Here is a 20,275-nt window from a genome sequence, read left to right on the forward strand (position 1 = left end):
GACCGTAAGCATTGACCGGGGAAAGTGCAGTAGTTTTGCCCGATGTCCTCCCTTGACGAACTGTGGAAGGACGTGACCGGTGTTCAGCAGGAGTCGCCTGCCATCGAGGTCCTCCTGTGCAGCCTGCCGGCACTCGCGGCCGTCATGCTCGGGAACCTCTGGCGCTGGGCGCGCAACGTCGTCACGATCGCGCACGAAGGCGGCCATGCGCTGGTCGCGTTACTGGTGGGGCGGCGGCTGAGCGGCATCCGGCTGCACTCCGACACCTCCGGCGTCACGATCTCGCGTGGCCGACCGACCGGCCCCGGCATGGTGGCGACCGCACTCGCCGGCTACGTCGCTCCGTCGCTGCTCGGGCTGGGCTTCGCGGCGATGCTCACGGTGGGCCGGATCACGGCACTGTTGTGGCTCAGCATCGCCGCCCTCGCCGCCATGCTCCTGCTGGTCCGCAACGCCTACGGCGTCCTTTCCATCCTCACCACCGGGTTGGCCATCTTCGCCGTCTCGTGGTTCGCGCCCGAGCGGGCTCAGGCCGCACTCGCGTACTCCTTCACGTGGTTTCTGCTCTTCGCGGGAGTCCGGCCGATCGGCGAACTCCAGCAGAAGCGAGCCCGCCGGGCGGCGCGCGATTCCGACGCCGACCAGCTGGCCAGGTTGACCGGCGTGCCGGGGCTGGTGTGGGTGACGTTCTTCGGACTGGTCGCCGTTGGCGCGCTGGTGATGGGTGCCAGCCTGCTCGTCAGCTGGACCGACCTCGCCCCGACGCTCGACCCGGCAGCCGGCTAGGTGCAGCCAGATCACCAGGGTCTAGACGCGATCCAACGCTTCCAGTACGGAACCTGCTGTCATCGAGCCGTCACGGAGTGACTGCGCGCTGTTGCCGGGGCGGGAACGTTTCGTTACGTGGTCGTCGTCGGCCCAGACGATGGAGGAATGATCGGCGTCCGGGACCTCGGTGAGCGTCACGTCCCATCCACGGTTCCTGAGTACGCCGGCCACACTTCGGGACTGCTCGATGTCGACGACCGGATCGGACGTGCCGTGCACCAGGGTGACGGGCAGGGGAGCCGCGGTGGAGGATCGTGCGTCCTCGAGGGGAATCGATCCGGTGGTGGGCGCGTCGGAGTTCTGCCCGTGCGGGCGCGGACCATAGCCACCGGCGATCCCGACGAACGCACCCGGTCGCCAGCCGTTCACGACCTCCGGGCGCAGGACGAGTCCCATTCCGGCACGAGCACCACGGGACCACCCGGCGAGCACGAACCGTGAAGAGTCGCCACCGTACGCATCCATTCGGGTACGTGCGAACTCCAACGAGGCAAGCAGATGCGCGCGCCCACGGTCCGCCGCCGAGGAACGCCAGTCGGGTACGACCACAAGAGAGCCGCCACGGGCGACCGCGCGCGCGAGTGGTGCGAGAACGCCGCGTTCGGCAACGCCGACGCCGTGCCACAGAAGGACGACGGGAAGGCGCTCGGTCGAGTCCGGGGAGATGCCAGGTCGATAGATGTCGAGGCACTCGCCCAGCCCGTAGTCGACCTGCCGGTTGCTGACGGCCGCTGCTCCCATGAGGACCTTCCATGCCTCGGACAGGAAAAGCCATCGTAGATCGGGCAGGAAGGTGCCGCCTCCGGTGCGGCAGACGAGGCGGTGAGATGAAAGGGGGCGTGCGAGATCGCGGAGCATCCGTGTGAGAGAACCCCGGACGCCCCACGATCATCGCGACGCCCGACCCATTCCCCTGCTCAGGTTAGGTTCCCCTGGCCTCGGTGTCCATCCGCGTACCGCTGGTGAAACGCCACGGTCCGCGGAGATGCATTACCCAGCACTCAGGATCCTCGGGCCCCTCTGAGTTCGAAACGTTTCGCGCTGTCACCTGTGAATGTCCGGTTACGGACCTGTGAAGGGATGGGGGCGTCTGGGCTGTTGTCCGGGCATGGCTCGGGCCTTATCGTCACGTCAACCAATCACGATGACGGGGGCGGGAGCGGGTCCGGGGAACCGCTCCGTGGACGTGGTCGGTGACGTGTGTCCGACTACTGACGCGCTGACCTGTTTTTGACAATGGGAGAGCGCTTACCACGTGTCCGAAAGCTACGACGGAGCCCCGACGGAAGGGGTCGCACGATGACCACATCGCACGACAACCACGTGCGCGTGACGCGACGAGACCTGTTGCTCTGGGGCGGGGGCGCCCTCGCGGCCGCATCGCTCACGAGTTGTTCATTTCTCTCGACTGATCCTTCGGGGAAGGGCGGCGGGCCCGCTGCCGCCAAGAAGGGCAAGGAGGCTCCGAGCCTCGCGAAGCTCGTCAAGAGCGGGGAGCTGCCGAAAGTTGCCGAGCGGCTCCCGAAGAATCCGCTCGTCGTGCAGCCCGTCGACAAGGTGGGCGCATACGGCGGGAAGATCCAGACGGTGCTGCTCAACGCCACCGACACGCCTTGGCTCGGCCGCATCGTGGGCCACGAGCCCCTTGCCCGGTGGAACACCGACGCCACCGCGGTGGAGCCGAACGTCGCCGAGTCGATCGAACCCTCCAGCGACGCGATGGAGTACACCATCACGCTGCGGGAGGGCATGAAGTGGTCCGACGGTGAGCCCTTCACCGCCGACGACCTGGTGTTCGCGTTCGATGAGGTCATCCTCAACGAGGAGCTCACCCCGGTGATTCCCGAGGTCCTCACGAGCGACGGCAAGCCGGCGAAGCTCGAGAAGATCGACGACGTCACCGTCAAGATCGTCTTCCCGGCGCCGAACGGTCTCTTCTACAAGAAGCTCGGCAACCAGGGGCAGCTGATCGCCTGGCCGAAGCACTACATGGAGCAGTTCCACAAGAAGTTCAACCCCGACGTCGAGGCGCTCGCCGAGCAGGAGGACATGGCGGCCTGGACCGACCTCTTCTTCGCGAAGGCCGACGTGTGGGCAAACCCCGACGTGCCACGGCTGCACGCCTGGAAGGTCCTCAACCCGTTGGGTAAGGGAACCCGGGTCACCCTGGAACGCAACCCCTACTACTGGAAGACCGACCCCGACGGCAGCCAGCTGCCCTACATCGACGAGGTCGTCTACGACCTCAACACCGACGCCCAGGTGATCCTGCTCAAGGCGACCAACGGTGAGCTGTCGATGAGCACGCGGCACATCAACACGCTGCCGAACAAACCGGTGCTCGCCAAGGGCCGCACGGAGGGCGACTACCGCTTCCTACGCCTCGAGAACACCGTCATCAACGACATGGTGATCTCGCTGAACCTGACCCACAAGGATCCGGTCAAGCGCAAGATCTTCCAGAACAAGGACTTCCGCATCGGTCTCTCCCACGCCATCAACCGGCCGGAGATGATCACGGCGACCTGGCAGCGTCAGGGTGAGCCCTTCCAGGCGGCGCCGGACCCCCGCTCGGAGTTCTACGACGAGGAGTTCGGGAAGCAGTACACCGAGTACGACGTCGCCCTCGCCAACGAGTCCCTGGACAAGGCCGGCCTCACCGAGAAGGACGGCGACGGTTTCCGGCTGCGTCCGGACGGCAAGCGGCTGTTCATCCAGATCGAGGTCGCGAGCCCGGCGCTCGTTCCGTTCTGGGTCGACGGTGCGACGCAGGTCGCGCAGTTCTGGAAGGCGGTCGGCGTCGACACGGCGGTCAAGAACGAGGACCGTTCGCTGTTCTACGAACGCAAGGACGCCAACGAGGCGGACTGCACGGTGTGGACCGGCGACGGCGGCCTCAAGTGCGAGATGATCGAGTGCCGGTGGTGGTTCCCCTTCACCAACGAGTCCAACTACGCCCCGATGTGGCAGCTGTACTTCAACTCCCGCGGCGCCGACGGTGAGAAGCCGCCGCCGGAGACGTTGAAGCAGATGGAGCTGTACTGGGAGATGGTGCAGACTCCCGACGAGGCCGGTCAGAAAGACCTGTTCCGGCAGATTCTCCAAATTGCCAAGGAGCAGTTCTACGCTATCGGGACAGTGCGGATCCCTGAGGCGTACGGCATCGCGAAGAACAACCTGCACAACCTCCCCGAGATCTTCCCGGAGTCACACATCTGGGCCTGCCCGGCCAACACCAACCCGGAGCAGTGGTACTTCTCCTAGGGGCATGTCCGCAAGGCTTCGCTGCGTAGCAGGAAGGCGGCAGTTGTGTTGACCTATATTGGGCGCCGGGTCCTGTTGATGGTGCCCGTGTTGTTCGCCATCTCGGTCGTGGCGTTCGTGATCATCCAGCTGCCGCCTGGCGACTACCTGACGACGTTGGTGTCGCAGCTGCAGGCGCAGGGCGACACGGTGGACCAGGCCCAGCTGGCGCAGCTGTCGGCGCGGTACGGGCTCGACGATCCGGTGTTCGTTCAGTACCTGAAGTGGATCACGAACATCCTGTTCCACGGCGACTTCGGTACGTCGTTCGCGTGGAACAAGCCGGTGTCGTCGCTCCTGGCCGAGCGGCTTCCGTTGACGATCGTTCTGGCCGTGACGACCCTGCTGTTCACCTGGGTCGTCGCGTTCCCGATCGGCGTCTACTCCGCCGTCCGGCAGTACTCCGCCGGTGACTACGCGGCGACGACGCTGGGCTTCCTGGGGCTCGCGATCCCGGAGTTCCTGATCGCGCTGGTCCTGATGTGGATCGGGTTGAACTACTTCGGCCAGAGTGTGGGCGGGTTGTTCTCCCCGGAGTGGCAGGACGAGCCGTGGAACCTCGGCAAGCTGATCGACCTGTTGTCTCACTTGTGGGTCCCGGTGGTGGTGTTGGGCATGGCGGGCACGGCCGGTCTGATCCGGGTGCTGCGGGCCAACCTGCTGGATGAGTTGCACAAGCCGTACGTCATCGCCGCCCGGGCACGTGGGATGCCCGAGCGGCGACTGACGGTGAAGTATCCGCTTCGGGTGGCACTGAACCCGTTCGTCTCGACGGTCGGTTGGGTGTTGCCGGGACTGGTGTCCGGTGAGGTCATCGTGGCGCAGGTGCTGTCCCTGCCGACGACCGGGCCGTTGCTGCTGGACTCGCTGAAGAGCCAGGACATGTACCTCGCGGGCTCGGTGATCCTGATCGTGAGCGTGTTGACCGTGATCGGCACGCTGATCTCCGACATCGCCCTCGCCTGGCTGGATCCGCGGGTTCGGTTGAGGTACCGGTGAGAGTTGACGTGGTGGCGACGGGCGACCCGACTGGTGGGAGCAGACCATGACGCAGATAGTGGCACCTGGGCAACAACTGGACCCGCAGTCATCCGGTGCCGTCACGACCGCTGACGAGGCCGCGGTCGCGGTTGCGCCACAGTGGAAGCTCGTGTGGTGGGGCTTCAAGCGGCACCGCCTGGCCATGGTGGGCATGGTCGTCACCGCGGTGATCTACCTGTTGGCGATCTTCGCGGAGTTCCTGGCGCCGTATTCCAGCAGCCACTACAACCCTGACTATGCGTACGCGCCGCCGCAGAAGCTGCACGTGCTCGACGGGGGCGACGTCGGGTTGTACGTCTACGGCTACAAGTCCTCCCAGGATCCGGAGACGCTCGAGCTGACCTGGACGACGGATGAGTCGAAGAAGATCCCGGTGAGCTTCTTCGCCAAGGGCGAGGAGTACAAGCTCTTCGGGCTGATCCCCGGCGACCGGCATCTCATCGGACCGTCGGTCGAGACCAAGAACACGCCGATGTACCTGTTGGGTGCGGACCGTAACGGCCACGACCTGCTGTCGCGGATCATCCACGGGGCGCGGGTCTCGATGTCGATCGGCCTGGTCGGCGTCGGTGTGGCGTTCGTCCTGGGCATCGTGCTGGGCGGCGTGTCGGGGTTCTTCGGCGGCGTCGTCGACACGGTCATCCAGCGCGGGGTGGAGTTCTTCATGTCGATCCCGACGCTGCCGTTGTGGCTCGGTCTGGCGGCCGCGGTACCACCTGGGTGGGGGCCGTTGAAGAGATACTTCGCCGTCACCGTGATCCTTTCGATGATCGCGTGGACGCACCTCGCACGGGTGGTGCGAAGCCGGTTCCTCTCGCTGCGGGAGGAGGACTTCGTGACAGCTGCCCAGGTCGACGGCGCGAGCCAGCCGCGGATCATCTTCCGTCACATGCTTCCGTCGTTCTCCAGCTACCTCATCGCCTCCCTCACCCTGTCGATCCCCGGGATGATCCTGGCGGAGACCTCACTGTCGTTCCTCGGTCTCGGACTGCAGGAGCCGGTCGTGAGCTGGGGCGTCCTGCTCCAGCAGGCCCAGAACATCCGCGCAGTGGCGACCGCGCCGTGGCTGTTGTTGCCCGGTTGCCTCGTCGTGGTCACCGTCCTTGCGTTGAACTTCCTGGGTGACGGACTCCGCGATGCGGCCGACCCGTACAAGCACTAGCGGCACCGCCGCAAGCCCGAGCGCCAACCCGCGGCCGATGCAGTTTGGGCCGGCCAGAGCCTCAGCCGCACGCGAGGAGACGTGATGAGCCAGACCCGCGAGACCCGGGAGATCGTCGAAGGCGGGAGCCCCACACCCGCCGCAACCGGGACGATTGCCACCTCACCGGGTGCCTCGACCGGCAACGGCGAGGAGCCGCTGCTCCAGATCACGGATCTGAAGACGCACTTCCACACGAGCGAAGGTGTCGTACGCGCCGTCGACGGGGTGGACCTGGCGGTCCCGCGGGGCAAGACGCTCTGCGTGGTCGGCGAGTCCGGGTGCGGCAAGTCGGTGACGGCCCGGTCGATCCTGCAGTTGGTCGAGCGCCCGGGCCAGATCGTCAACGGCACCATCAACTGGCGTCCGGACGTCACCGCGGAGTGGTCCGATCTGGCGGCGCTGGACACCCGCGGCGAGGACATCAGGCGGGTCCGCGGCGCCGAGATCGGGATGGTCTTCCAGGAGCCGATGGCGTCCCTGTCGCCGATGTACACGGTCGGCGACCAGCTCATCGAGGCGATCCTGCTGCACGAGGACCTGCCGAAGGCCGAGGCACGTGAGCGGGCGATCAGCCAGCTGCGCCGGGTGGGTATCCCGCAGCCGGAGCGGCGGGTGGACGCCTTCCCGTTCCAGCTCTCCGGCGGTATGTGCCAGCGGGTGATGATCGCGGTTGCGTTGTCGTGCGACCCGGCCCTGCTGATCGCGGACGAACCCACCACGGCGCTGGACGTGACGACGCAGGCTCGGATCCTCGACCTGCTGGGTGATCTGCAGGACCAGACCGGCATGGCGATGGTGTTCATCACCCACGACCTGGGAGTGGTCGCCGAGATCGCCGACGAGGTGACGGTGATGTACCTCGGCAAGGTCGCCGAGCACGGTACCGTGACGGAGATCTTCGAGGCGCCCAAGCATCCGTACACCCAGGCGTTGCTGCGGTCGATCCCGACGATGCGGGGCACGTCGGACCGGCAGCGGCTCGCCACCATCCGTGGGATGGTCCCGCACCCGCAGAACCGTCCGTCCGGGTGCCCGTTCCACACCCGGTGCGAGCACGCGATCGCGGGGCTGTGCGACACGACCGATCCGCCGTTGATCCGGTTCGACTCCGGCCAGATCGCGCAGTGCCACCTGTACGAACCGGACGGCCAGCTCAAGGACTCAGAGGCGCCGAAGGTCGCCGCTGCCAAGACGGCCGCCCATGGTGGTGACGGCGGCGGGGGCGCCCACGCCGCGTCGTCGACCACCACCCGGTCGCGGCGGCTGGCTGAGGCGGCAAGTGCCCAGACCAAGGCGCTGGTCGACATTCGCGACCTGGCCATGCACTTCCCGATCAAGCGCGGGATGTTCGGCCGTTCTGCCGGGGCGATCCGCGCGGTCGACGGCGTCGACCTCACCATCCAGCCGGGCGAAACCCTCGGTCTGGTGGGGGAGTCCGGCTGCGGCAAGACGACCGTGGGGCGTTGCCTGGCACGGGTTCTCACGCCGACCGGCGGGCAGATCAACTACCAGACATCCTCGGGTCAGACGGTGGACCTGGCCGGGCTGGGCACGCGGGAGCTCAAGGCGTACCGCCGGGAGATCCGGGTCGTCTTCCAGGACCCCTTCTCCTCGCTCAACCCGCGGATGACGCTGCTCCAGCTTGTCGGTGAGCCGTTGAAGACGAATGAACTGGCCACGGGTTCGGCGATCCAGGACCGAGTGGCGGAGATGCTGCGCCGGGTGGGCCTGCGGCCGGAGTACATGCACCGCTACCCGCACGCGTTCTCCGGGGGTGAGCGGCAGCGGATCAACATCGCCCGTGCCCTGATCACCGAGCCCCGGCTGGTGATCTGCGACGAGGCGGTCTCGGCGCTCGACGTGTCCGTACGCGCGCAGATTCTCAACCTGCTCGCGGACCTGCAGGACGAGTTCAACCTGACCTATCTGTTCATCTCCCACGACCTGTCGGTCATCGAGCACCTCTGCGACCGGGTGACGGTGATGTACCTCGGCAAGATCGTCGAGACCGCGGAGACGTCGGCGCTGTACTCCAAGCCGGACCACCCCTACACCGAAGCGCTCCTCAACGCCGTACCCCTGCCTGACCCGCAGAAGCGGCGGGGCCGGCACGAGCACGCCCTTCCCGACGACCTTCCCGACCCGTCGAACCCACCCCCGGGGTGCCTGTTCCACACCCGCTGCCCGCACGTCCAAGCCGAACGCTGCAACTCCGAGATCCCCGAGCTGCGGACAACAGGCGACGGCCACGTCGCCGCCTGCCACTACTCCGAGAACCTCACCCTCGCGGGGGCCGCGGGCACCCGGCGCTGACTCCGACCCCGCCCCAACGGGCCGGTTGCATGAGATTGCGCTGTACGGCATACTCATGCACTGGTCGTGGTGGAGCGGGATCGAGGAGTCGAGCGCATGGGTTTCACGGTGGCGGTCGCCGGCGCGAGCGGGTATGCCGGTGGCGAGGTCTTACGCCTCCTCCTCGGACATCCCGAGATCGAGATCGGGGCGCTGACGGCGGCCGCGAGTGCCGGCACCCGCCTCGGCCAGCATCATCCCCACCTGGTGGGGCTCGCCGATGAGGTGCTCGGCGAGACCACGACGGAGCAGCTTGCAGGACATGACGTCGTGTTCCTGGCGTTGCCGCACGGGCAGTCCGGCGCGGTGGCGGCGAGCCTTCCCGACGACACGCTGGTGATCGACTGCGGCGCCGACTTCCGGCTGGCCGACGCGGCCGACTGGGAGCGGTGGTACGGCGGGAAGCACGCGGGGACCTGGCCCTACGGCCTGCCCGAGTTGCCCGGCCAGCGCGAGAAGCTGCGTACGGCACGGCGGATCGCGGTCCCGGGGTGCTATCCGACCGTGTCGAGCCTCGCGTTGTACCCGGCGGTGGCTGCCGGACTCGTCCGACCGGAGGACGTGGTGATCGTGGCGGCGTCGGGCACGTCCGGTGCCGGTCGTACGCCGAAGCCGCACCTGCTCGGGAGCGAGGTCATGGGTTCCACCTCGGCGTACTCCGTTGGCGGCACGCACCGGCACACGCCCGAGATCGAGCAGAACCTGCGCCCGGCGGCGGGACCTGACCAGAAGGTCTCGGTGTCGTTCACGCCGGTCCTGGTGCCCATGCCGCGCGGGATCCTCGCGACGTGCACGGCCCAGGTGCAAGGCGAGGTTGACACCGCCCGGGCGCGGGAGGCGTACGCCGAAGCGTGGACAGGCGAGCCGTTCCTCCACCTGCTGCCGGAGGGGTCCTGGCCCACGACGGCGGCGACCCTCGGCGCCAATGCCGTGCATGCGCAGGTCACCGTCGACGAACGTGCCGGCCGGCTCGTCGCGGTCGCCGCGATCGACAACCTGACCAAGGGCACCGCCGGTGGTGGCGTCCAGTGCATGAACCTCGCTCTCGGCCTGCCGGAGACGACAGGCCTCACCACGATCGGACTGGCACCATGAGCGTCACCACGCCCCAGGGATTCCGCGCCACCGGCGTGACGGCCGGACTGAAGCCGAGCGGCAAGCCCGACATCGCCCTCGTCGTCAACGACGGGCCAAGCTTCGCCGCCGCGGCGGTCTTCACGGCCAACCGCTGTAAGGCGAATCCCGTGTTGTGGAGCGAGCAGGCCTGCAAGGACGGGCAGGTCCGTGCCGTCGTCATCAACTCCGGCGGCGCCAACTGCTACACCGGCACCGAGGGTTTCCAGAACACCCATGCGTCGGCGGAGCTCGTCGCCGCCAAGCTGGGCATCGGCGCGATCGATGTCGCCGTCTGCTCGACGGGCCTCATCGGCGAGCAGTTGCAGCGGGAGAAGCTGCTCGCCGGCATCGCCGACGCCGCCGCGCAACTTGCGGTTGACGGTGGTGATGACGCCGCCACGGCGATCATGACGACCGACACGCGATCGAAGCAGGCGGTGTATGCGGGGACCGGCTGGAGCGTGGGCGGCATGGCGAAGGGTGCGGGCATGCTGGCACCGTCGCTCGCCACGATGCTTGTGGTGCTCACCACCGATGCCGACGTCGAGGCGGCGACTGTCAACCGCGCCCTGCGCGAGGCGACGGCCGCGACCTTCGACCGGCTCGACTCCGACGGCTGCATGTCGACCAACGACACTGTCCTGTTGATGGCGAGCGGCGCCGCCGAAGTCGCGCCCGCGTACGACGAGTTCGCCACCGCGGTGCGCGAGGTCTGCCACGACCTCGCCCAACAGCTCATCAGTGACGCGGAGGGCGCCGAGCACGACATCGCGATCGAGGTGGTGAACGCCGCCAGTGAGGCCGATGCGCTCGAGGTCGGCCGGTCGATCGCGCGGAACAACCTGTTCAAGTGCGCGGTCTTCGGCAAGGACGCCAACTGGGGCAGGATTCTGGCCGCTGTGGGTACGACGGACGCGGCGTTCGACCCGGCGACCCTCGACGTGGCGTTCAATGGCGTGTGGGTCTGCCGCGACGGCGGCATCGGCGAGTCCCGCGACCTGGTGGACCTGTCGGCCCGTCAGGTGAAGGTGAGCGTCGATCTCAAGGCAGGCAGCGAGTCCGCCACCATCTGGACCAACGATCTGACTCATGCGTACGTCCACGAGAACTCGGCGTACTCCACCTGAACACCACCTGGACACCACCTGAGAACGGGCGGCCGGACGAGATCATGAACCCCTTGAAGAGCCCATGAGCACGGTGAAGAAGCGCGACCAGACCGAGGCGCAGACGAAGGCCGGAACACTGATCGAGGCGTTGCCCTGGTTGGAGGAGTTCCACGGCTCGATCGTCGTCATCAAGTACGGCGGCAACGCGATGACCGACGACACGCTCAAGCGAGCTTTCGCCGAGGACATCGTGTTCCTGCGTTATGCCGGTCTGCGTCCCGTCGTCGTCCACGGCGGCGGTCCACAGATCAGCGAGATGCTCGGCCGGCTCGACATCACCAGCGAGTTCCGCGGCGGGCTGCGGGTCACCACGCCGGAGGCGATGGAGGTCGTCCGGATGGTGCTCGTCGGCCAGGTGGGCCGTGAGCTCGTCGGACTGGTCAACTCGCACGGCCCGTTCGCGGTGGGGCTGTCGGGAGAGGACGCGGGCCTCTTCACCGCCGAACGACGGATGGCGACCGTCGACGGCGAGGAGGTCGACATCGGTCTGGTCGGTGACGTCGTCTCGGTGCGGCCCGAGGCGGTGCGGGATCTGATCGACGCGGGCCGTATTCCGGTGGTCTCGAGCGTGGCGCCCGACATCGATGGCCTGGTCCACAACGTCAACGCCGACACGGCCGCCGGCGCTCTCGCGGTCGCGTTGGGCGCCCGGAAGCTCGTCGTCCTCACCGACGTCGAGGGTCTCTACCGCGACTGGTCGGCCGGCGGTACGAACGGCGAGGTGATCAGCGAGCTCGACGCCGACGAGCTGACCGATCTCCTGCCCACCCTGGCGTCGGGCATGGTCCCGAAGATGGAGGCGTGCCTCCGGGCGGTTCAGGGTGGCGTGCCCCAGGCGCACGTGATCGACGGCAGGGTGGCGCATTCGCTGCTGTTGGAAGTGTTCACCAACGAGGGGATCGGCACGATGGTCGTGCCGACGACGAAGGAGGAGACGTGAGTCTCGCGCCGCAGTACGACGCATGGGCCGACCGGTTCGAAGGGGCCCTGATGCCGACCTACGGTCGTCCCCCGGTGGCGCTGGCGCGCGGCGAGGGGTGCGCGGTGTGGGACGTCGACGGCAAGCGATACTTCGACTTCATCGCCGGCATCGCCGTGTCGTCACTGGGACACGCCCACCCTGCCCTCGTCGAGGCTGTGTCGCGGCAGGTGGCGACTATCGCGCACACGTCCAACCTCTTCCTGCACCAGCCGGAGGTCCTGCTTGCCGAGAAGCTGCTCGCACTGCTGGGGCACGAGGGGCGCGTCTTCTTCACCAACAGCGGGACCGAAGCCAACGAAGCGGCGTTCAAGCTCGTCCGCCGGCATGCCGCCGGCACCGGTCGAGGGTTCGTCGTCGCCGCGCTGGACGGCTTCCACGGCAGGACGATGGGCGCACTCGCACTCACCGGCAAGGCGGCCATACGCGAGCCTTTCGCACCGTTCGGTGTCGATGTGCGGTTCGTGCCGTACGGCGATGCCGCGGCGCTGAAGGAGGCCGTCACCGACGAGTGCGCGGGGCTGTTCCTGGAACCGGCGTTGGGGGAGGGCGGGGTGGTCCCGGCGCCGGACGGGTACCTCGCGGCGGCCCGGGAGATCTGTGACGCGACGGGTGCGGTGTTCGTCCTCGACGAGATCCAGAGCGGCATCGGGCGTACCGGCTGGTGGTTCGCCCATGCACGCGACGGCGTGCGGCCCGACGTCCTTACGCTCGCCAAGGGTCTCGGCGGCGGGCTGCCGATCGGGGCGTGCATTGGCGTGGGTGAGTTCGGCACGACCTTCGACAAGAGTGAGCACGGCTCGACGTTCGGCGGTAACCCGGTCGCGTGTGCGGCCGCGCTCGCGGTCCTCGAGACGATCGAGCGGGACGACCTGCTCGGGAACGCCGCGACGACCGGGGGAGAGCTCGCTGACGGCATCGCCGCGCTGAGCCATCCCCTGCTGGGAGGCGTCCGCGGTCGTGGTCTGTGGCTCGCCGCCGTCCTCACCCGGCCGAGGGCCGCCGCGGTGCAGGCGGCCGCGCAGGACGCGGGATTCCTGGTCAACGCCGTCCAGCCGGACGCCGTACGCCTGGCCCCGCCGCTCGTCGTCACCACCACCGAGGTGCAAGCTCTCCTTGACGCGTTCCCGGCGATCCTCGACGCCGGCCTGGAGAGGGAGGCGTAGATGGTGCGGCACTTCCTGCGCGACGACGACCTGTCTCCCGAAGAACAGACCCGGGTCCTCGATCTCGCCGACGCGATGAAGAAGGACCGGTTCGCCGCGCGTCCGCTGGCGGGACCGCAGGCGGTCGCGATCCTCTTCGACAAGCCGACCCTGCGTACTCAGACGTCGTTCACGGTAGGTGTCGCCGAACTCGGCGGCCATCCGATGGTCGTCGACGCCCGCCTGGCACAGGTGGGCGTACGCGAGTCGATCGCCGACACCGCGCGCGTGCTCGGTCGGCAGGTCGCGGCGGTCGTGTGGCGGACGTACGGCCAGGACCGGATCGAGGAGATGGCGGCCCATGCCGGCGTGCCCGTGGTCAATGCGCTCACCGACGACTTCCACCCGTGCCAGGTGCTCGCCGACCTGCAGACGATCCGTGAGCAGAAGGGCCGGCTGGCGGGCCTTCGCCTGACCTACCTCGGCGACGGTGCGAACAACATGGCGCATTCGTACCTCCTGGGCGGTGCGGTCGCGGGCATGCACGTCCGTATCGGCACCCCGGACGCCTACCAACCCCATCCCGGCATCCTCGATCGGGCGGCGGCGATCGCCCGCGAGACCGGCGGTTCGGTCGCGGTCCTGCACGACCCGCGCAAGGCGCTGGAGGGCACCGACGTCGTGGCGACCGACACGTGGGTCTCGATGGGCCGGGAGGACGAGGCGGACGACCGCAGCGCGCCGTTCGTGCCGTACGCCGTCACCGAGGACGCGATGGCCCACGCGGCACCGGACGCGATCGTGCTGCACTGTCTGCCGGCGTACCGGGGCAAGGAGATCGCCGCCAGCGTGATCGACGGCCCGCGGAGCGTGGTCTGGGACGAGGCGGAGAACCGCCTGCACGCACAGAAGGCCCTGCTGACGTTCCTGCTGGATCCGTCTGTGGCGGCGACGGAGGTACGTTCACGATGACCCGGGAGCAGCAGCTGACGCCGAAGTGGCCGGCGACGAAGACGGCCCGCCAGCAGTACATCGTCGAGGTCCTGTCCCGCTCAGCCGTGCGTTCGCAGTCCGAACTCGTCGACCGGCTTGCCGAGGCGGGGATCGCGGTGACGCAGGCCACCCTGTCCCGAGACCTCGACGACCTCGGCGCGGTCCGCGTCCGCAGCCCCGCCGGCGCCCTCGTCTACGCCCTGCCGGGTGAAGGCGGCGACCGGACCCCGCGGGCGGCCCCGGACGCGCCGGCGGCAGCGGAGAGCCGGCTCGCCCGGGTCTGTGGTGAGCTGCTGGTGTCGGCAGTGGCGTCGGCCAACCTGGTGGTGCTGCGGACGCCGCCGGGTGCCGCGCAGTTCTTCGCGTCCGCGCTCGACCACGCGGAGATCGCCGACATCCTCGGCACGATCGCCGGCGACGACACCGTGCTCGTCGTCGCGCGAGATCCGGCGGGCGGTGACGCCATTGCCGACCAGCTGCTCGTGCTGGCCCGCCAGCACCGCCCCGGCGGGCGACCGCCGACCCCTACTGGACCTGAGAAAGCTTCGAAGGAGTAACACCATGACCGAGCGGGTAGTTCTCGCCTACTCCGGGGGCCTCGACACCTCCGTGGCGATCGGATGGATCGCCGACCAGACCGGCGCCGAGGTGGTCGCATGCGCGATCGACGTCGGCCAGGGCGGCGAAGATCTCGAGACCGTACGCAAGCGGGCGCTGGAATGCGGAGCGGTCGAGGCGGTCGTCGTCGACGCGAAGGACGAGTACGCCGAGGAGTTCTGCATGCCGGCGTTGGCGGCCAACGCCCTCTACATGGATCGCTACCCGCTGGTGTCGGCCCTGTCACGTCCCCTCATCGTGCGGCACCTCGTCGCTGCCGCGAAGGACCACGGCGCATCCGTCGTCGCACACGGCTGCACCGGCAAGGGCAACGACCAGGTGCGGTTCGAGGTGGGCGTGGGCGCGCTGGCGCCGGACCTGAAGGTGCTCGCCCCGGTCCGCGATTTCGCGTGGACGCGCGAGCAGGCGATCTCCTACGCCGAGCAGCACGGCCTGCCGATCGACGTCTCGAAGAAGTCGCCGTTCTCCATCGACCAGAACGTCTGGGGTCGCGCGGTCGAGACGGGCTTCCTCGAGGACCTGTGGAACGCGCCCACCGAGGAGGTCTACGACTACACCCAGGACCCGTCGGTGGCACGGGAGCCGGACGAGGTCGTGGTGTCGTTCGTGGCGGGTCGGCCGGTGGCGATCGACGGCATACCGGTGACACCGCTCCAGGCGATCCAGCAGCTCAACGCCCGGGCAGGTGCCCAGGGGGTCGGCCGGCTCGACATGGTGGAGGACCGGCTGGTCGGGATCAAGAGCCGGGAGGTGTACGAAGCGCCCGGCGCGATCGCACTCATCGCCGCACACCAGGAACTGGAGAACGTCACCGTCGAGCGGGATCTCGCCCGGTTCAAGCGGCAGGTCGAGCAGCGCTGGACCGAGCTGGTCTACGACGGTCTGTGGTTCTCGCCGCTCAAGCAGGCGCTGGATGCCTTTGTCGTCGACTCGCAGACGTACGTCTCAGGCGAGGTCCGGATGGTGCTGCACGGCGGCCGCGCGGTGGTCAACGGCCGGCGTTCGGACTCCTCGCTCTACGACTTCAACCTCGCGACCTACGACGAGGGCGACGCGTTCGACCAGTCGCTCGCGCGGGGCTTCGTCGAGCTGTGGGGACTCCCGAGCAAGATCGCCGCCAAGCGCGACCAGGCCCACCCCTGACGGAACGACCGACAGAATCGGAGGGGGCCTTTCCCCCGCGCGGCGCTGACGACGGCGGTCCGCGGGAGGAGACCCCTCCGGTGATCATGATCGTGATCATGAGGGTTTTCGGGGTCCATACGCCCCTTTCCCTTCATGATCATGGAGGACTGGCGATTTCAGGTCCGGGCGCTACTTTCAGGTCCGGGAGCTAAGGGACGAGTGTGAGCAACGAACAGCCACCGGGTCAGCCGGTATCCGACGCCCAGGCCACGAGACTGTGGGGCGGCCGCTTCACCGGCGGGCCCGCTGAGGCGCTGGCCGCCCTGTCGAGGTCGGTGCAGTTCGACTGGCGACTCGCGCCGTACGACATCCGCCAGACCGGAGCACACGCCCGCGTACTGCACCGCGCGGGCCTGCTCACCGCCGACGAGCTCGACAGGGTGACCGTCGCCCTCGACGAGCTCGACACCGCCGTACGCCAGGGTGATCTCCTGCCCCAGCCCGACGACGAGGACGTCCACACGGCGGTCGAACGCGAGCTCGTCGCCCGGCTCGGCCCTCTCGGCGGCAAGCTCCGCGCCGGCCGCAGCCGCAACGACCAGGTGGCGACCGACTTCCGGCTCTACCTCCGCGACCAGGCACGTCACCTCGCGGCCGCGATCGGCGACCTCCAGCGGGCCCTGCTCGACCAGGCCGAGCACCATGCGGCCACCCCCGCGCCCGGGTTCACCCACCTCCAGCACGCCCAGCCGGTGTCGTTCGGTCACGAGCTCGCCAAGCACGTCCATGCCCTCGCCCGCGACGTCGACCGTCTCCGCGACTGGGACACCCGCGCCGCGGTCTCACCGCTCGGCTCCGGTGCGCTCGCCGGGTCCTCTCTGCCGCTGGATCCCGAGGCGGTGGCCGCCGAGCTGGGCTTCACCCGCGCCGCCGAGAACTCCCTCGACGCCGTGTCCGACCGGGACTTCGTGGCCGAGTTCCTCTTCTGTACGGCGATGCTGGGCGTGCACCTGTCCCGGCTCGGAGAGGAGTACTGCCTGTGGGCGTCGACGGAGTTCGCCTGGGTCCGGCTCGACGACGCGTTCGCCACCGGGTCGTCGATCATGCCGCAGAAGAAGAACCCCGACATCGCCGAGCTCGTCCGGGGCAAGTCGGGCCGTCTCATCGGCCACCTCACGGGCCTGCTCGCGACCCTCAAGGGCCTGCCGTTCGCGTACAACCGGGACCTGCAGGAGGACAAGGAGCCGGTCTTCGACGCGGTCGAGCAGCTCCTCCTCGTGCTGCCGGCAATGACTGGCATGGTGGCGACCTCGAGATTCGACGCCGAACGCATGGCCGCCGCCGCACCCCTCGGGTTCGCGCTCGCCACGGACATTGCCGAATGGCTGGTACGACAGGGCGTCGCGTTCCGGGACGCGCACGAGATCGCCGGTGCGTGCGTTCAGGAGTGTGAGAAGCGCGGCATCGACCTCACCGACCTCGGCGACGAGGACCTGGCCGGTATCTCGCGCCATCTCACCCCTGAGGTGCGTACCGTCCTGAGCGTCCAAGGCAGCCTGGACGCCCGGTCAGCCACCGGTGGCACGGCGCCTGCCCGGGTCCGAGAGCAGCTCGCCGACCTGAGGGAGCGGGTGGCGGCGGACGTGGGCTGGGCCGGACAGTCGCCGGCATGACCGACGATCTGCGTGTCCTCTTCGACCGGCCCGTGCTCCAGGCAGCTCCCATGCTGCTCAACCAGATCGTCGAGCACGAGACCGACGAGGGCTTGGTCGCGGTCCGTCTCACCGAGGTCGAGGCGTACGACGGTCACAACGACCCCGGATCGCACGCCTATCGCGGCCAGACCGCGCGCAACACCGTGATGTTCGGCCCGCCTGGACACGTCTACGTCTACTTCACCTACGGCATGCACTGGTGCATGAACCTCGTCTGCGGTCCGGATGGCAGCCCTTCCGCGGTGCTTCTTCGCGCCGGAGAGGTGGTCGACGGGCAGGACCTCGCCTTGAGCCGGCGAGCCGCGGCGCGGTCGGCGCGCGATCTCGCCCGCGGGCCGGCGCGGCTTGCCCAGGCACTCGGCGTCGACAAGGCCTGCAACGGCCTGGACGTCTGTGACCCCACATCCCCGCTGCGGATCCGGCAGGCGCCACGGGTCCCCCGGTCGCGCATCCGCCGTGGGCCGCGGGTCGGCCTCGCCGGGGCCGCCGAGCGTCCCTGGCGGTTCCACACGGTGGGGGAGCCGACCGTCTCGGTCTACCGGCCACACACCCCCAAACGCCGTCGTACCGGCGAATCGGTTTCACAAGCGCCCGACCCCTCGGGCACTCTTGGAGGCGGACCTTCCGGCCAACCGGCCGGACGCTCACGGAAATCACGGAAGGAACAACGGTGACCGAAGACATTCTCGACGAGTTGCACTGGCGTGGCCTGGTCGCTGAGTCGACCGACGAAGCCGCGCTCCGGGAGGCACTCCAGTCGGGACCGGTCACCTATTACTGCGGTTTCGACCCGACCGCGCCCAGCCTGCACCACGGTCACCTCGTGCAGCTCATCACGATGCGCCGCCTGCAGCTCGCAGGCCACGACCCGCTGGCGCTGGTCGGTGGCTGCACCGGCCTGATCGGCGATCCGAAGCCGGACGCCGAGCGGACGCTGCATCCGCCCGAGGTGGTCGCGAGTTGGGTCGAGGAGATCAAGCGTCAGATCGAGCCGATCCTGGCCTTCGAAGGCCCCCACGCCGCCCGGCTGGTCAACAACCTCGACTGGACGGCGGAGCTGAGGGCGATCGACTTCCTTCGCGACGTCGGCAAGCACTTCCGAATCAGCCGGATGCTGGCCAAGGAGGCGGTCAGGGCCCGGATGGAACGCGATATCGGGATCAGTTACACCGAGTTCAGCTACCAGATCCTGCAGGCTCTGGACTACCGCGAGCTGTTCCTGCGGTACGGCTGCACGCTGCAGTACGGCGGCAGCGACCAGTGGGGCAACATCACCGCGGGTGTCGACCTGCTCCGGCGCTCCGAAGGGGCGACTGTCCACGCCCTCGCGACGCCGCTGCTCACGAAGGCAGACGGAACGAAGTACGGCAAGTCCGAAGGCAACGCGATCTGGTTGTCGCCGTCGATGATGTCGCCGTACGCCTTCTACCAGTTCTGGATCAACATCGAGGACGCTGATGTCAGCAGTCACCTGAGGTTCATGAGCTTCAGGTCGCGTGAGGAGATCGAGGAACTGGAGAAGGCGACCGCTGAGCGGCCCGCCGCGCGGGAAGGGCAACGCGCACTGGCCGAGGAACTGACAACGCTCGTGCACGGCGCGGACGAGTGCGCCCGAGTGGTCGCCGCTTCCCGGGCACTCTTCGGCCGTGGCGAACTCGCGGACGTCGACGAACGCACCCTCGACGCGGCACTGCGGGAAGCACCAAACATCCGTGTCGAAACGGGCGAGACGCTCCCGGCTGTGGTCGATCTGCTGGCCGAGTCCGGCCTGGCGCAGAGCCGCGGTGCGGCGCGCCGCACGATCAGCGAGGGTGGCGCCTACCTCAACAACGTCCGGATCGAGGACGTCGACGTGGTGCCGACCGGCACGGATCTCCTTCACGGGCGGTGGCTGGTGCTTCGTCGCGGACGACGCAACGTTGCCGGCGTCGAGGTGATCCGGACCACATGATCCGGCCGGAGTAGGCGAAGCGCCAGGCCCGTTAGTGGCAGCAATCGGCAGCCGTGGGACCGGGGTCCCGTGGCTCAGGGAGACCTGGGGCGTGACCTGCTCCGATCCTTCCTGGTCCACGGGACGACCTGGACTTGACTCTGGATCGCTGCGTACGTAAGGTTCCTATTCGCCTCGCAGGGAAGTGCGGGACGCCCATCGGGCGGCCGAACCCGCGAGGAATCCTTCGAAACCTACTCAGACCGGCGCGTTCTGCGCGCCCTGGTCTGGTCGGCGGACAGGAGCCGGATCCAAGGGCCTCCCGATTTGACCGGGTTGCCAGGGAAACGGTAGCTTCAAGGTCCTCGCCGAGGAGCGGGACGCTGAAAGGCGGCCGGCCAGGCGAGGATCCCACCAGATGCGATCTGCAGGGGTGCTTCGTGCGCCCTACGGATGGCGACGGTGGGGATCGGGTTCCAACGCATCGACTCGTCGGTGAGATGGAGTCCACAAACCCTAGTCACCCAGGCGGCGAACCCGAGGGTTTCTGCGGCTTGGAGTGCCTGATCTTTGAGAACTCAACAGCGTGCCGATAGTCGATGGTTTTGTGTTGTTTTGGCTCATGGCGCATTTTTGTGTGTTGTGGGTTTGTGTTTTTTTGGGGCCTGTTTTGGGCTTTCTGTTGGTTTTCGACGGAGAGTTTGATCCTGGCTCAGGACGAACGCTGGCGGCGTGCTTAACACATGCAAGTCGAGCG

16 protein-coding genes and 1 rRNA gene are annotated in these 20,275 nt (G+C 68.2%); 16 read left to right on the plus strand and 1 reads right to left on the minus strand.

The genetic code is table 11. From position 1 onward, the window contains the following. The first annotated feature begins 42 nt into the window (after positions 1-42). Positions 43-786, plus strand: a complete 744-nt coding sequence (locus ABNF93_RS18040; protein ID WP_349329250.1) for a M50 family metallopeptidase — start codon at positions 43-45, stop codon at positions 784-786. A gap of 21 nt (positions 787-807) precedes the next feature. On the opposite strand, the gene ABNF93_RS18045 is transcribed toward ABNF93_RS18040, so the two are convergent. Continuing rightward, on the minus strand, positions 808-1,569 hold the full coding sequence (locus ABNF93_RS18045) for an alpha/beta hydrolase (RefSeq protein WP_349329251.1): 762 nt from the start codon (positions 1,567-1,569) through the stop codon (positions 808-810). 558 nt (positions 1,570-2,127) lie between these two features. Between ABNF93_RS18045 and ABNF93_RS18050 the strand changes: the two genes are divergently transcribed. The 15 genes from ABNF93_RS18050 to ABNF93_RS18120 all read left to right on the plus strand — a co-directional run. Beyond that, positions 2,128-4,092: an ABC transporter substrate-binding protein gene (locus ABNF93_RS18050; RefSeq protein WP_349329252.1), complete on the plus strand. Its 1,965-nt coding sequence runs from the start codon at positions 2,128-2,130 to the stop codon at positions 4,090-4,092. A 45-nt stretch (positions 4,093-4,137) separates the two neighbouring features. Further along, positions 4,138-5,130: an ABC transporter permease gene (locus ABNF93_RS18055; protein WP_349329253.1), complete on the plus strand. Its 993-nt coding sequence runs from the start codon at positions 4,138-4,140 to the stop codon at positions 5,128-5,130. A 46-nt stretch (positions 5,131-5,176) separates the two neighbouring features. Then, positions 5,177-6,334: an ABC transporter permease gene (locus ABNF93_RS18060; RefSeq protein WP_349329254.1), complete on the plus strand. Its 1,158-nt coding sequence runs from the start codon at positions 5,177-5,179 to the stop codon at positions 6,332-6,334. An 84-nt stretch (positions 6,335-6,418) separates the two neighbouring features. Continuing rightward, positions 6,419-8,689, plus strand: a complete 2,271-nt coding sequence (locus ABNF93_RS18065; RefSeq protein ID WP_349329255.1) for an ABC transporter ATP-binding protein — start codon at positions 6,419-6,421, stop codon at positions 8,687-8,689. A gap of 96 nt (positions 8,690-8,785) precedes the next feature. Next, the gene (gene argC, locus ABNF93_RS18070; RefSeq protein ID WP_349329256.1) at positions 8,786-9,823 is read left to right on the plus strand and encodes an N-acetyl-gamma-glutamyl-phosphate reductase; all 1,038 of its coding nucleotides are present in this window, start codon (positions 8,786-8,788) and stop codon (positions 9,821-9,823) included. Further along, the gene (gene argJ / locus ABNF93_RS18075) at positions 9,820-10,971 is read left to right on the plus strand and encodes a bifunctional glutamate N-acetyltransferase/amino-acid acetyltransferase ArgJ (RefSeq protein ID WP_349329257.1); all 1,152 of its coding nucleotides are present in this window, start codon (positions 9,820-9,822) and stop codon (positions 10,969-10,971) included. The genes argC and argJ overlap by 4 nt, the downstream gene beginning before the upstream one ends. 64 nt (positions 10,972-11,035) lie before the next feature. Beyond that, entirely contained in the window at positions 11,036-11,953 is a 918-nt protein-coding gene (gene argB, locus ABNF93_RS18080; RefSeq protein WP_349329258.1) for an acetylglutamate kinase, read from the plus strand. Further along, positions 11,950-13,158 carry an acetylornithine transaminase gene (locus ABNF93_RS18085; RefSeq protein ID WP_349329259.1) on the plus strand — a complete coding sequence of 403 codons (1,209 nt, stop codon included), beginning with the start codon at positions 11,950-11,952 and terminating at the stop codon, positions 13,156-13,158. The genes argB and ABNF93_RS18085 overlap by 4 nt, the downstream gene beginning before the upstream one ends. Further along, the gene (argF, locus tag ABNF93_RS18090) at positions 13,159-14,109 is read left to right on the plus strand and encodes an ornithine carbamoyltransferase (RefSeq protein WP_349329260.1); all 951 of its coding nucleotides are present in this window, start codon (positions 13,159-13,161) and stop codon (positions 14,107-14,109) included. Further along, positions 14,106-14,687 (plus strand): arginine repressor, encoded by a 582-nt coding sequence (locus tag ABNF93_RS18095; protein WP_349329261.1) that lies wholly within the window; start codon positions 14,106-14,108, stop codon positions 14,685-14,687. The genes argF and ABNF93_RS18095 overlap by 4 nt, the downstream gene beginning before the upstream one ends. Before the next feature lie 4 nt (positions 14,688-14,691). After that, the gene (locus ABNF93_RS18100) at positions 14,692-15,891 is read left to right on the plus strand and encodes an argininosuccinate synthase (RefSeq protein ID WP_349329262.1); all 1,200 of its coding nucleotides are present in this window, start codon (positions 14,692-14,694) and stop codon (positions 15,889-15,891) included. A gap of 203 nt (positions 15,892-16,094) precedes the next feature. After that, the gene (argH, locus tag ABNF93_RS18105; protein ID WP_349329263.1) at positions 16,095-17,546 is read left to right on the plus strand and encodes an argininosuccinate lyase; all 1,452 of its coding nucleotides are present in this window, start codon (positions 16,095-16,097) and stop codon (positions 17,544-17,546) included. Further along, positions 17,543-18,262, plus strand: a complete 720-nt coding sequence (locus tag ABNF93_RS18110) for a DNA-3-methyladenine glycosylase (protein ID WP_349329264.1) — start codon at positions 17,543-17,545, stop codon at positions 18,260-18,262. Before argH ends, ABNF93_RS18110 begins: the two co-directional genes overlap by 4 nt. Beyond that, positions 18,259-19,539 carry a tyrosine--tRNA ligase gene (gene tyrS / locus ABNF93_RS18115; RefSeq protein WP_349329265.1) on the plus strand — a complete coding sequence of 427 codons (1,281 nt, stop codon included), beginning with the start codon at positions 18,259-18,261 and terminating at the stop codon, positions 19,537-19,539. Before ABNF93_RS18110 ends, tyrS begins: the two co-directional genes overlap by 4 nt. Before the next feature lie 668 nt (positions 19,540-20,207). After that, a 16S ribosomal RNA gene (locus tag ABNF93_RS18120) occupies positions 20,208-20,275 on the plus strand; the annotation flags it as partial.

This window comes from Actinopolymorpha sp. B9G3 (genome assembly GCF_040120725.1).
In the GTDB taxonomy this organism is placed as follows: Bacteria; Actinomycetota; Actinomycetes; order Propionibacteriales; family Actinopolymorphaceae; genus Thermasporomyces.